We start from the raw sequence: 12,840 nt of genomic DNA on the forward strand, positions 1-12,840 counted from the left end.
AGAAAAACAATAATGAATCATTACAGGGATATTTTAAACTATTTTCATCAAAGAAGCACCAATGCCGCTGCGGAATCTTTTAATGCCAAAATCAAAAACTTCAGAATGCAGCTGCGGGGAGTAAAAGACAGAACTTTCTTCCTATTTAGGTTGACTAAACTTTTTGCATAGCCCCCAAGTTTTGCGATTGATCCGCGTTTTTCCTGTTCAGATTAGCCAAACTTTTGGCTTAGTCCCCAACTTTTGGCTATGATCCCAAAATATTGTACCTATGTTGTACCCAGAATTAAGGCACAAAAAAACTCTCTTAAAAAAGAGAGTTAAATTACCGAAACCGGCAGTTATTTGTAGCGAAGACGGGAATTGAACCCGTGACCTCAGGGTTATGAATCCTGCGCTCTAACCAACTGAGCTACCTCGCCGTTTTGGTGGTGCAAATATACAAAAATATTTACTCTCTCCAAATTTATTTTAACTTAAAATATTCCAAAACATCACCAACATGTTCTGGTTTGCTGATTATCTTATTGTTAGCATCCAAAATAAAATACGTAGGAGTTGCATGAACATTGTATGTATCTACGTAAGTACTGTTCCAACCTTTAAATTCAGAATCATTTATCCATGGAAATGCTGCAATCTTTTTAGAATAAGAATCCTTATCCACATCTAAAGATAAACCAACAATCTGAACATTTTTAGCTTTCAAATCGCTATATTTAGCCAATAATTGAGGAAGTTCACTCTCACAGTGAGAACATGTGGAAGACCAGAAAATAACTACCTTTTTATCGGCCTTAATATCCTGTAAAGATTTAGCAGTAGTATTAACTGGTGAATTAAACTTATAATTAGGGAAAACAGCTCCCATTTCAACGTTGGCATTAGATTTTAATGTGGAAGCAAGTCTGTCGGTAATTGTACACTTCAGATTTTTAGCAAGATTAAGATATTTATCTTTGAAATCCTGCATATCGTATACATCAAAAATATCGATTAATTCGGAAAGTACTGCTTGTCCTCTTGGAGTTTCTACTTTCAGTCTGTCTAAAAGTTTATCCACTGAGGCTGTAACATTAGTATTACCACCCGAATTCAGGTAACTTACTAAAATAGGTCTTAATAATGATGATGTTTCTAACATATCGTTAGACTTATCAATAAAATTGATGATTTCTTCCTGATTTATTTTCTTAGAAGCATCGCCAGACAAAAATTTACTGTAGTTGGTATTATAAAAATAAATAAACGGATGCTGTGCCTGATCTATTCCTGAAGCATTCCCGGAAAGTCTGTTGATCTCAGTCTTTAATGCTTTTCCAAACTCCGTATTGTCTTTATAATATTCTTTGATCTGAGCTAAAGCAGGCAGAATAAGTTCCTTCTTCTGTGAGCCTTCCTGAAGCTCACTCATGATATCATTAGCTTCATCAAGATAAATAATATCTTTTATTTTATTAGCCTGTGTTTCAAGCTTAACACTTACGTTTTTATTTTCAGAAATAAAGTTGAACGTGTTGTTGGAGTTGGGAAAATAGACTTTCATCATTCCCAAATAATTCTTGGGATATTTGAAAGTCCATGTATTATTTTTACTTTGTTCTTTCGTTACAATAATATCTTTAGAACCGTTTAGAGTATATAAAATTGCGTCTTGGTCTTTAAAATCGGCAGGAGCCTGAATGGAGACTGTAAACTGAGCCTGTAATGAAAATGCAGCTGCTAAAGCTGATATTGTAAAAATTTTTTTCATAGCGTAAAAATAAAAAAACTCTCCGAGTAATCAGAGAGTTTAATATTATTTTAATAAAATTTTATGCTTTCTTCGCTGTATATCTTTTAGTAAAAAATGCAATAAACAATACAGCAATAATTCCTAATGCATACACATACATGTCTATCGGTGAGGATACTACAGTACCTCCGGAACCAGATCCTCCGGTTCCCCCATCACCAGGGTTTGGTGGTGCCTGTGCGCTCACCCATAATATTGCAAAAAGAAAAAAAGTAGAGACCAGTTTATTAATAGTTTTCATATTCAATTATTTTAAGATTTTTGTGTTAACAATATCTCCTTTGTCTGAAACAACTTTTACTACGTAAGAATTTTTGATATTTTTATCCAATTCAATTACGAAGTCTCTAGAAGTCTCAACAGCTTTTTTAGAGATTACTAATTTACCACTCATATCATAAACTTCGATGTCTGCTTTTTTCCAATTAGGATCAAATCTAACGATATAGTTATCAATTGCAGGATTGTAAACAACCAATGTTCTTGATGGCGATTTAGTATCATTTGTTGCTAATACGATACCGGATGGCTCTCCATAGTACAGATCCGCTTCAGTAGCGATAGCTGAAGTGGTACCTCCCTGAATTGCCTGCTGCAAACTTCCGTTAGCTGCTTTATAATAGAAGCCGGTTCCTGATGATAACTGATGTACTCCGTTATTTACCAATTCTCCGTTTTCTTTAACTTCAAATTTATAAGATTTAACTACATTGGTATTATAATTAACAAGCTTAACATTCTTCCCTAAGAAATTAACTTCGTTAGCTTCATTAATATATAACCAATAGTTAAGATTGTTATTATCATAACCTCCACCTGGAGCTTCTTCAAAAGTACCGATAACATCCCCTCCTGTAGCAGAAGCCTGAACTGTTGTTGCAGACGATGTCTGATGTCCTGTTGTAAAGTTTGGATTTACCACATAATAAGTTCTTCCAACTTCATTCCCATTAACATCCAGAGCAATTACTCCAAGCTGTTTTACAGTATTGGTAGTTCCTTTTTGTCCGAAGGTTGTATTCGCTGAAGATTTAGCAGCATTTACATTATAATCTACATTTGCAGCTCTAACAGTGCTGTTAAATCTTCTAAGAGTAGAAAAATTCAATGTCTGTGCTGTGTTGTCTCTTAATTTCAACACGAAAGTCTGCATTGGTTTGATAAGTAAACCTGTATCTCCAACAGGAACTCCTCCTGTAGTATATGTCTGAACCTGAGCTCCGGTAGTGTATGTTCCACCACCTCCATTGCTTCCTCCAGCATAACTAACGACTGTTCCCGTTGTATATTTTACTCCCCAAATATTAGACACAGCATTTCCATCCGTTACCCCAGTGTTTTCAACATATCCAATTCTTGATAAATCAAGATTAGTGAAGTAAGGATTTCCAAACTGATAAATATTTTTACCGAAGTTTCCTACAAATTTTCCTGTTGTATTAGAGAACTGATCCTGAAGATAAGTTGCATATTGCTCTCCATAAGTATTATACCCAAGACCGTTCGTTCCAAAAGAAACATTTCCTGCATTCTGCAAACTCACGGCTGTAAGATCTTCAGAACGCACCGGAGCACCGCTTAGTGTATAAACACTACCTGTAGCAGTAGGTGCAATAGTGGGTAAAGTTGATGGTGGAGTACTTAAATCAAGATTGTTTGATCTCGAGCCTAACATGTAATATGCTGGAAAATTAGGAGTTGTGTTGGCAAGATTCGTAACATGATCTGAAACGGCATTTGCGTTATTCCATGATAAGATCAAATCATTATTAACATATCCCGGGTTGTTAAGAGTTCTTGTAGTACCGAAAGACTTGTTCAACTCTGTTGATAAGGTACTGTACGCTTTTCCTGCAAAAGGTAATGCCATTTGCTGGAAATAGTTTCCGTTACCATTTTTAGCCGTTCTGTACTCTTTACTCACCACACCGGTAAGATTTGCCGCAGAAATACCATTAATGTAAAGCTGACCGTAAGTAGAAGCATCGTAACTTCCTGGTGTATTAAGTCTTAAGACGATGTTTCCACCATCTGTTTTGTTAGCACCACCAGTAGTAATTGTTTTGAAAGCATCCGCTGAGGAAGCATCTACCATAATGTTCCCATGAACATCTACGATACCAGCTCCTCTGGTCTGGAATCCTCCTCCACTATATACCAAAGTACCTTCACTTACATACGTAGTAGCAGCATCATCTACGTGTACTAGAACATTCTGCGCCTGAACAGAATAAGTAGCTGCCAATAAACCAATAGCAAATAAACTTTTTCTCATTGTATATAAATATTTGTGTGTTAATACAATATCTCAAATGCAAAGTTATGTTTTTTTTACTAAAAAACAAAAATATTTTATTTATTAACAAAAATATTATCCTCTGTTAATATGATCTCCTGTTCTTCACCTATAGAAAACATATAATCCTCAAGCACCTTTTCTGTGGTCCCTCTCAAACCTCTTGCTCCTAAACCTTTTTCAATAGTTTCTTCAACAATTTTTTCAATGGCTCCATCCGTAAACTTCAGATTTGTTCCGTCCATTTTAAAAAGTTCGATAAACTGATTTACTATTGAATTTTTAGGTTCTTTCATAATTCTTACCATTGTTTCTTTGGTAAGCTTATCAAGATAGGTAATGATCGGGAATCTTCCTAAAAGTTCAGGGATAAGACCGAAAGAACGAAGATCGATGGCATTAATATTCGTTAATATGTATTCGTCTTCATCCGTTTTATTAATTTTTTCCGAACTGAAACCTATTGCCTGCTTGTTCATTCTTCTTTCGATGATCTCTTTGATCCCGTCGAAGGCTCCACCTGCAATAAACAAGATATTCTGAGTATTCACCTGAATATATTTCTGATCCGGATGTTTTCTTCCTCCCTGTGGCGGAACATTCACAATACTTCCTTCCAATAATTTCAGTAATCCCTGCTGAACTCCTTCTCCGGAAACGTCTCTTGTGATACTCGGATTGTCTGATTTTCTGGCGATTTTATCAATTTCATCAATAAAAACGATTCCTTTTTCGGCTTTTTCCACGTCATAATCGGCAACCATTAAAAGTCTTGAAAGAATACTTTCCACATCTTCACCTACATAACCAGCTTCCGTTAAAATCGTAGCATCCACTATACAGAAAGGAACATTCAGTTCTCTGGCAATGGTTTTTGCCAGCAACGTTTTCCCTGTTCCCGTTTCACCGATCATAATGATGTTTGATTTTTCAAGCTCTACTTCCCTGTTTTCGTCCTGAGCGTGAAGTAATCTTTTGTAGTGATTGTACACGGCAATCGACAATTGTTTTTTTGCCTGATCCTGCCCGATTACGTACTGATCGAGAAATTCTTTAATCTCTTTCGGTTTCTTAAGTTCGTTTATATTTTCTGCCGGAGCATATCCTGATTTTGAACTGCTGTCTTTCACGATTGTATAAGCCTGCTCAATACAATTTTCGCAAATAAAGCCGTTTTGACCCGAAATCAGCATCTGCACTTCATTTCTCTTTCTTCCGCAGAAAGAACATTGGTTTGAATTCATTTTTTTATATCTAAATATATAAGGTATAGATTAAAGAAACTCGTAAAAATCTGCTTTACGAGTTTCTTTTATTTTTAAGAATTAATTATTGAGTTCTGAATCTCTGTATATTCTTCACTCGTAAGTTTTAGTCGCTCATTTTTAAAATTCATATCTTCCACTGTATTAAGCGGAATGAGATGAATATGTGCATGAGGAACTTCTAATCCTACAACAGCCACACCAACTCTCACACAAGGTATTGCCTTTTTAATTTTTTGTGCAACTTCCTGAGAAAAACCCCAAAGGTTTTTGTATTCTTCGCTGTCCAGATCAAAAATTAAATCAACTTCTTTTTTGGGAACAACCAACGTGTGTCCTTTTACTAAAGGCATTGCATCCAGAAATGCAATAAAGTTTTCATCTTCGGCAATTTTATATGAGGGGATCTCACCATTGATGATTTTTGTGAATATTGTGCTCATTTTTACTTAAAAATGTTTTTGATTAGAAATTAAACTTCAGTTCTTTTTCTTCCATTACAGGGTAATGTCCAATACTTCAAAAGACAGTTTGTTTCCGTTTGGTAAAGTAATATCTGCCGTTTCTCCTACCGCCTTTCCAAGCAATCCTTTTGCAATCGGCGTGTTTACTGAGATCTTTCCGGATTTCAGGTCGCTTTCATTATCAGGAACCAGTGTAAACACCTGCTCCTGGTTGGTTGCATTATTTTTAAGTCTTACTGTGGTAAGAATTGAAACTTTTGAAGTATCGAGCTGACTTTCGTCTATGATTTTTGAAGTGGAGATCACATCTTTCAGCTTAGAAATCCTCATTTCAAGCATTCCCTGAGCTTCTTTTGCCGCATCATATTCTGCATTTTCCGACAAATCTCCTTTGTCTCTTGCTTCTGCGATCTGCTGAGTAATTTTTGGTCTCTCTACAGTTTCCAACTGTTCCAGCTCAGCTTTCATTTTCTCTAATCCCTCCTTTGTAACATAGCTTGCCATAATTTTCAAAATTTAGTTTTAGTATAAAAAAATAATCCGACATTTGCCGGACAATGTTTTCGTGTAATAATCGTTTAATTTTTACAAATATATAAAAATTTAAATTGAAATGAAAAAAACTTTTTCAATATTATCTATCATCACATTATTGATTTTCAGTAATTTATCTATACATTCATGCGGAAGCCGTGAAGATACCGTAAGTTGCTTTCCAAGTAATCCGATCAATGTTACGCTAAATCTGAACCTCCCTGCTTACTACGCACTGAATCAGGTTGGTGGCTGGGTTTACATCAATGAGCAGCAATCCGGAACGAAGGGACTAATTGTGGTAAGAGCATCGGACAATTCTTTTAAAGCCTACGACAGAAACGCGCCTCACATCTGCCCCGACAGCAATACCACTCTGGAAGTTCAGGATAACATCAGAATTGTCTGCCCGAAAGACAATGCCCAATGGATTTTATTAACCGGACAACCCACTGCTGTAGCCAATGTACAGCCGAAAACGTACCTTTACAATTATGATCCTGCTGGGAAAATTTTAAATATTTATTATTAAAAATAAAAACCGCAGAGATTTTCTGCGGTTTTCTTTTTATAAATTTATAATTTTCAGATTTATTTTTTCTACTTTATCTATTTTATATTGTCTTAGAAAACCATTTTTATAATCAACAATATAATTTTCAATTACATAATTATAATCTCCATTTAGCTTTTCTTTCAACTTACTAATAATTTTTTGATGTATATTGTTACTAAGATCTAAGAAATAAAACCGAATTAAATCTACATTTTTTGGTTTTAATATGAGAGTCAGCTCTAAGTTTGATTTTTCACTTTTTTCATTTTCAAAGCATTTTATGAGATATTTATTTTCATCTAATTTTTCTACGATAATGTTATTGATTATTTTTTCATCTTTAGTAACATATGTTTCTGAATTTGTGAATTTGTACTTAATTTTATCTTGATTATGAAACCTAAAAAAGTGCATATCACAAATTTTTTCTTTATAATCATGCAGAACCCCATTCTTATTATTAAACATTCGCATATAATAAAAAGGATTTTGCGTATTAAGAATATAAGACATATTTGTCTCATTTTTTTTGTTTTTTTCATTATAACTACTAAAGACAATTTTATAGTCAAATGAATATTTTTGTGCACTTATAAAGGAAACACTGAATATTAACAGTAATAATATTTTTTTCATTTTTATCAATAGTTATTTCACTTTTATATATCTCAAATAATCCCCCTCTCTATACTTCATATTATTTTCTTTTGTGGCAGGAATAAAAGGTGTATATACATATAAGACAAACACACTATCTTTTTTACGATAATAAATATCAAAAGAACCACCACCAATAAAATTATTATCCTTAGGTCTTAAATACAGAAAAGAATCTTTAAAATCATTAGTATAAATAAGTTTTCCATTATATATTTTCAATAATAAGCTATCAGCCTTATAATCTAAATAATTTTCAGCAATAAAACTGGAATCTTTCTTAATAATTAGTTTCACACTATCATTATTGGTAATTCCATATCTTCTTTTAGAATCATTATCCAAGCCATACTCTCCAATCAGCTTTTCAAATGGGAGCTCAGTTTTAGGATTTACTTTTACAAATTCTTCATTAAATACAGCTCTGGGACCATCTTGGCAAGATACTATAGACAGTATAAAAATCAACAAAAATAAGTTTTTCATAATTTCTAATTTACAGTTATTATTTCGTACCAGCCAAATGTTTCGGCAATAGTTCCGCCCAAATGTACACCTGTCCCTCTCGGTTGGTCAGTAATTATGCTATCATCGGTAGGGTCTCCATTATAATCATTCAGTCCTCTTGTTCCTGATGTCCAACCTGTCTTATTTTTAATAATAAACGTAAGTTTATATTGGTTACCTCCTAATGGTGTAATATAGACAATGGGTTGATAAGAACCTATACAAAACTGCATTCCATCTAGTTTTACAATAGTATCTACCGTTGCGTCCGATCCAAAAATCCAATTTCCTTGAACAGATTCATAATTTCCTAATTTAATATTATCAATAGCTTTTTTCTTTATACCTAATACAGAATTTTCATCAGGAATTCCGTTTTTAATTCTATGAGCTGATAAATATCTCATAGGAATGATACTACTTGGATCTCCACTAATCGTATAATCCGCACCGGCGAAACCAATAGTCGGTAAATTTCCATATCCTGCGGAATCATTCACAGGAAAATCACCTATTTCAAATAGCCAGCATACTAAAACATCTGTCCATTTCATGTAGTGTGGATTTGTTATAATAGGAACTTCTGCCAATACACCGATTTTCATGAATTCTATAAAATCATTTACTTTTTGAAGTGAATTAGGATGGGTCTTAAAATATTTATTAGAATGCTCATATATAATTCTTCCATACTCTACTGCTTTGGGTGCATTATTTTTAATAAGGTAAATCATGTAGTCCTTAGCAAATTTCCATATTGGATTTTGAACGTTTATTTGGTTTACGGTATTATTTTGTTCCGCAATGATTAATTCCGTAAATATAGGCGCAAGAGCATTTGCCATCTGTATTTGATCTGATTTACTGTAATCAATTCCTTCCAATTTTATCTTTTCCAGATCATCAAGATGATTTTTAAAATAATCCGCAGTCTGGCTATTATTCATAAAGTGAGTTAAAACCCAATATAAAAAATTGGCAGTATCTACATTTTGGTTTGCTAAAAAATGAGCTCTTAAATTATCCGCTTCCATCAAATGATTTTGCAGATAAGAAAACTGCTGTGTATTTAAGCTCTGCATACCGATCTGTGTAAGCATATAATTAATAGCACTCGGTGCGGGAAGACTATAAGCAGGATTACTTCCTGCACCTCCATCCGGTCCGTAGCTTCCTCCATTTCCTATTTCATTATAAAATTCATCCTGAAAACAACTGTTAATAATTTGTGTATCGTAATAAGCCGCATTAATTGTTCCTTCATAAGCACAGGGTTTTCCCGGAAAATGCAAACCTTCTATACAGGAGACAGGTGTAGTAATTACTGTATAACAGCCAGTTGCTGTCTTATCAGCATTCTTAGAGGCTGTTTTTGCAATCCCGTTCTCGAAAGAAAGACTGGATATAAGTTCTCCGTTGTAAGACTTATAATGTACAGTACCCGAGAAGGTTGTAAGATCCAGATAAGGAATTGGCGTATTGGAAATATACTGTGCGATAAAGAATGATTCCTTTTCTCCTGTAGTATACACCAGTATCTCATAAACCGTATCATCTTTTTTAGTAAAAGTACTGTAAGATGTTTTGTTACCTTTCTTTACAACGTCTACAGGCTGATTATCAAAAAGCAATGCAGCGTAAGAATTGGATTTTGAAAAGTAATTGGACGAGTTTATTTTCGTTTCTAAAAAATTTTTAAAAGCAGGAACGTCCTTCATGAGGTAAACCTTCGCTTTTTCTTTTTGAGTTTCAGAAGAAAAACTGTCGGATGAGGCATCTTCTGTGCGGCAGCTAACCAGAAATAATACCAATGCCATAAGCATCAGGAAATAAGATTTTTTCATTTTGTATTGAATTAAAAATTTGATGCTTCAAATATATATTTTATTCCGATACCTTACTGTTCTGTTTTCGGGAATCTATTCTCTTTTTTCGGGAGGAATAAATTTTATGAATTGGAAAGATAGTTTTTGTTACTTTTGTTATCAGTATAATATTAAATCATAATGAACATTCAGATAGGAAGCAAAATAAGAAGATTGAGAGAAACTAAAGGTTTTTCTCAGGAAGAAATGGCTGAAAGGCTGCAAATTTCTCGTTCAGCATACAGTCGCATAGAAACCGGTGAAACAAACTCTTGGGTAAATCATATTGAGAAACTATGTGAAAATTTAGACATTAAACCAGAAGACTTTTTTATTAACTCAGATAATAATATAAATACAAATCAAGATAATGCTTCTGCGGTTCAAACAAATACACATCATGATACCCATATCACCATCAATCAATTATCTGAAAAAGTAATTGAAATGTATGAAGAGCGCATCCGAGAGCTGAAAGAACAGGTAGAATTCTGGAAAACAAAAAACAGCTAAAAATTTGTAATGAAAGTTGTCATACAAAGAGTTTCAGAATCCAGCGTAAAAGTGGATGGAAAAGTGGTCGGGGAAATCGGAAACGGTTTAATGCTTCTGGTAGGAATTGATGAAAATGATGAAAAAAGCGATGCAGACTGGCTTGTACAGAAAATCTTAAACCTCAGGATTTTTGGGGATGAAGATGGCAAACTGAATCTTTCCGTTCAGGATATTCAGGGAGAGATATTATGCATCAGTCAGTTTACCCTGATTGCCGATTACAAAAAAGGAAACCGTCCTTCTTTCATTAAAGCCGCAAAACCGGATAAAGCCATTCCTTTGTTTGATTATTTTAAAGAAGAAATTTCAAAATCCGGACTGAAAACCGAGAGCGGAATTTTCGGAGCAGACATGAAAGTTTCGTTAATTAATGACGGACCGGTAACAATTGTGATGGATTCCGTTACAAAAGCTTAAATTCGCAGAAAATATATTTACATTCAACAATGAAAAAAACGTTATTTACCTTAGTTCTTTTAACAGGAGTAAATCTTGCATTCGCTCAGAAATCTTATACAGACGAGCAGAAAGCTTCTTACTACATCGGTCTAGATATTGCTGAAAACATGAAGAAGCAGGGCTTTCCGGCAGATCCTGAATTATTGGCACAAGGTTTTAAAGATGCTTTCGGAGATAAGCCAAGTTTATTCCCGAAAGAAGAAATGGGAGCCTTTTTGCAGGGCTTTATGCAGAAGCAGAACGAAAAAAAACAGGCTGAAGCAAAAGTAAAAGCAGAGGAAAACAAAAAAAAAGGTGCTGAGTTTTTAGCTAAAAATAAACTGAACAAGAACATAAAAACCACAGCAAGCGGTTTGCAATATGAAATTCTTAAAGAAGGTGACGGCAAAGCAAAACCAACTGCTTCAAGTACTGCAAACGTAAAATACACCGGAAAATTAATGGACGGAACCGTTTTCGACTCTACAGATAAAAACGGAGGACAACCGATCGAATTAAATATTTCAGGGGTGATCAAAGGATGGACAGAAGGAATCCAACTGATGTCGAAGGGTGCAAAATACAGATTCTACATTCCGGCTGATCTTGCTTATGGAGACAACGGAGCAGGTGGCGTAATTCCTCCGGGAGCAACCCTTATTTTTGATGTGGAACTGGTAGATTTTAAATAATCTTTTCTATAAAAAACAGCAAAAACGTCTTTCAGAAATCTGAAAGACGTTTTTTAAAATAAACTTTTATAAAAAAACTAATTCGCAGGAACGCTGCTGAAATTTAGTGCGATTCTAAGGTTCATGTCAGAACTTGTCTGGTTCTTCAGTTCATAAACCGTTCTTACGGTAACCCCCGTACTTTTTACTACCTCATCCAGAAATCCTGAAGTTGCAAGATCAAGATTCAAACTTGAAGCATCGGTAGAGATATTAGTTCTAGAAGCAACCAGTCTTTCGGCCGTTCCGCTGGATGAAATGTATACTTTTATGGATTTGAAAGCATTCAGGCTTCCTCCTGTAGGAGAAACAACAGAAACTTTTGCATCCGATATTCTTACGTCTTTAATTTTTGCATTGTTATTCCCTCCAAACCACGTCTGAACATTAGAAGCGGTGGAAGTGGAAGAAACTTCTTTATCAGCAGGAACTCCTGTGGAAACTAACACATTGGCTGTATAAGGAAATGTATTCTGAACCAACGACTGCACCGTTCCACAACTTACAAGAGCTACTGAAGCTACTGCCGCCGTCAAAAATATATTTTTCATAATGATAAATTTTAAAGTTTTGTTTGCATAAACTGTACCAAAATGATGAAAATTATTCTACACTTACGGTAAAACTGCCTTTGGTATTACCGGAAGCCATATTGCTTTTGCCGATGATCAGCCAGACTTCACCTTTATCTTTTACATCATAAGTAATTTCTCTTCCGAAAGGTCCGTCGAAATCTCCATTGGGAAGCTTGATCTGGTTAAAGCGGATGTTGAAATCCTTTTCATTGGTCGAAATTTTTGCCTTTATTTTAGATTGATCGAAATTGATGATTTTAAGAGTAAATTCCTGTCCGTCTTTCGTAAATTCTTCTCCTAAAGTAATCGGAAACTGTTCTGCATCTACAGTTCTGGTAATTTTACCATCCTTTACCGTTCTCATCACTCCTGTTTTAAGAACTTCTTTTGTTTTCGGTGCATTGTTGATTACGGAATCCTTCATCTTTACGGCTGCGGAATCCATTTTCGGAGCAGTATCGGGTTGCTCGCTTACGATTACTGAATCATTCTTCTGGGTTTCAGCAAGAGCAGATTCTTTTTTACAGGAAATAATAAATAATGGGATGAGCAATAAGGATTTTTTCATAATAATAATTTTTAAGTGCGGTATAAACCGCCTT

The 12,840-nt window shown here is 34.6% G+C and carries 16 protein-coding genes and 1 tRNA gene; 5 read left to right on the top strand and 12 right to left on the bottom strand.

Going from position 1 to position 12,840, the window contains the following annotated elements:
• Positions 1 to 171: transposase (locus H6W52_RS04360; RefSeq protein ID WP_185216478.1), on the top strand; the 171-nt coding region annotated here is incomplete at its 5' end.
• Between the two features lie 177 nt (positions 172 to 348).
• On the opposite strand, the gene H6W52_RS04365 is transcribed toward H6W52_RS04360, so the two are convergent.
• From H6W52_RS04365 to greA, 7 genes are all read right to left on the bottom strand, one after another.
• A tRNA-Met gene (locus H6W52_RS04365) sits at positions 349 to 422 on the bottom strand.
• 44 nt (positions 423 to 466) lie between these two features.
• The gene (locus tag H6W52_RS04370) at positions 467 to 1,753 is read right to left on the bottom strand and encodes a TlpA family protein disulfide reductase (protein ID WP_116100136.1); all 1,287 of its coding nucleotides are present in this window, start codon (positions 1,751 to 1,753) and stop codon (positions 467 to 469) included.
• A gap of 61 nt (positions 1,754 to 1,814) precedes the next feature.
• On the bottom strand, positions 1,815 to 2,036 hold the full coding sequence (locus tag H6W52_RS04375) for a signal peptidase (RefSeq protein ID WP_087712083.1): 222 nt from the start codon (positions 2,034 to 2,036) through the stop codon (positions 1,815 to 1,817).
• A 6-nt stretch (positions 2,037 to 2,042) separates the two neighbouring features.
• On the bottom strand, positions 2,043 to 4,070 hold the full coding sequence (locus H6W52_RS04380) for a T9SS type A sorting domain-containing protein (RefSeq protein ID WP_116100137.1): 2,028 nt from the start codon (positions 4,068 to 4,070) through the stop codon (positions 2,043 to 2,045).
• A gap of 77 nt (positions 4,071 to 4,147) precedes the next feature.
• Complete coding sequence (gene clpX / locus H6W52_RS04385) at positions 4,148 to 5,335, bottom strand: ATP-dependent Clp protease ATP-binding subunit ClpX (protein WP_116100138.1); 1,188 nt, start codon at positions 5,333 to 5,335, stop codon at positions 4,148 to 4,150.
• Between the two features lie 74 nt (positions 5,336 to 5,409).
• The gene (locus H6W52_RS04390) at positions 5,410 to 5,799 is read right to left on the bottom strand and encodes an HIT family protein (RefSeq protein ID WP_116100139.1); all 390 of its coding nucleotides are present in this window, start codon (positions 5,797 to 5,799) and stop codon (positions 5,410 to 5,412) included.
• A gap of 54 nt (positions 5,800 to 5,853) precedes the next feature.
• The gene (greA, locus tag H6W52_RS04395; RefSeq protein ID WP_076395207.1) at positions 5,854 to 6,324 is read right to left on the bottom strand and encodes a transcription elongation factor GreA; all 471 of its coding nucleotides are present in this window, start codon (positions 6,322 to 6,324) and stop codon (positions 5,854 to 5,856) included.
• Between the two features lie 109 nt (positions 6,325 to 6,433).
• On the opposite strand from greA, the gene H6W52_RS04400 reads away from it, so the two are divergent.
• Entirely contained in the window at positions 6,434 to 6,886 is a 453-nt protein-coding gene (locus tag H6W52_RS04400) for a hypothetical protein (RefSeq protein WP_116100140.1), read from the top strand.
• A 36-nt stretch (positions 6,887 to 6,922) separates the two neighbouring features.
• On the opposite strand, the gene H6W52_RS04405 is transcribed toward H6W52_RS04400, so the two are convergent.
• From H6W52_RS04405 to H6W52_RS04415, 3 genes are read right to left on the bottom strand one after another with little or no spacing between them, the layout of a single operon-like run.
• Positions 6,923 to 7,546, bottom strand: a complete 624-nt coding sequence (locus H6W52_RS04405; protein WP_185216480.1) for a hypothetical protein — start codon at positions 7,544 to 7,546, stop codon at positions 6,923 to 6,925.
• Between the two features lie 12 nt (positions 7,547 to 7,558).
• Positions 7,559 to 8,053 carry a hypothetical protein gene (locus tag H6W52_RS04410; protein ID WP_116100178.1) on the bottom strand — a complete coding sequence of 165 codons (495 nt, stop codon included), beginning with the start codon at positions 8,051 to 8,053 and terminating at the stop codon, positions 7,559 to 7,561.
• Between the two features lie 5 nt (positions 8,054 to 8,058).
• A complete protein-coding gene (locus H6W52_RS04415) occupies positions 8,059 to 9,918 on the bottom strand; it encodes a hypothetical protein (protein WP_185216482.1) in 1,860 nt (619 codons plus the stop codon).
• A 162-nt stretch (positions 9,919 to 10,080) separates the two neighbouring features.
• Here H6W52_RS04415 and H6W52_RS04420 point away from each other — a divergent pair, with 162 nt between their 5' ends.
• Genes H6W52_RS04420 through H6W52_RS04430 form a run of 3 tightly spaced genes read left to right on the top strand, consistent with a single transcriptional unit; the run spans position 10,081 to position 11,624 of the window.
• Positions 10,081 to 10,452, top strand: a complete 372-nt coding sequence (locus tag H6W52_RS04420; RefSeq protein ID WP_116096002.1) for a helix-turn-helix domain-containing protein — start codon at positions 10,081 to 10,083, stop codon at positions 10,450 to 10,452.
• Between the two features lie 9 nt (positions 10,453 to 10,461).
• Positions 10,462 to 10,911: a D-aminoacyl-tRNA deacylase gene (dtd, locus tag H6W52_RS04425; protein WP_116096001.1), complete on the top strand. Its 450-nt coding sequence runs from the start codon at positions 10,462 to 10,464 to the stop codon at positions 10,909 to 10,911.
• Positions 10,912 to 10,940: 29 nt separating this feature from the next.
• Entirely contained in the window at positions 10,941 to 11,624 is a 684-nt protein-coding gene (locus tag H6W52_RS04430) for an FKBP-type peptidyl-prolyl cis-trans isomerase (protein ID WP_116096000.1), read from the top strand.
• A gap of 77 nt (positions 11,625 to 11,701) precedes the next feature.
• Here the strand turns inward: H6W52_RS04430 and H6W52_RS04435 are convergent, their stop codons facing one another.
• Both H6W52_RS04435 and H6W52_RS04440 read right to left on the bottom strand, forming a co-directional pair.
• Positions 11,702 to 12,214, bottom strand: a complete 513-nt coding sequence (locus tag H6W52_RS04435; protein WP_116095999.1) for a hypothetical protein — start codon at positions 12,212 to 12,214, stop codon at positions 11,702 to 11,704.
• A 52-nt stretch (positions 12,215 to 12,266) separates the two neighbouring features.
• On the bottom strand, positions 12,267 to 12,806 hold the full coding sequence (locus H6W52_RS04440) for a hypothetical protein (protein WP_116095998.1): 540 nt from the start codon (positions 12,804 to 12,806) through the stop codon (positions 12,267 to 12,269).
• Between the last annotated feature and the right edge of the window lie 34 nt (positions 12,807 to 12,840).

Source organism: Chryseobacterium sp. C2(2020), from assembly GCF_014218915.1.
GTDB lineage: Bacteria > Bacteroidota > Bacteroidia > Flavobacteriales > Weeksellaceae > Chryseobacterium > Chryseobacterium mucoviscidosis.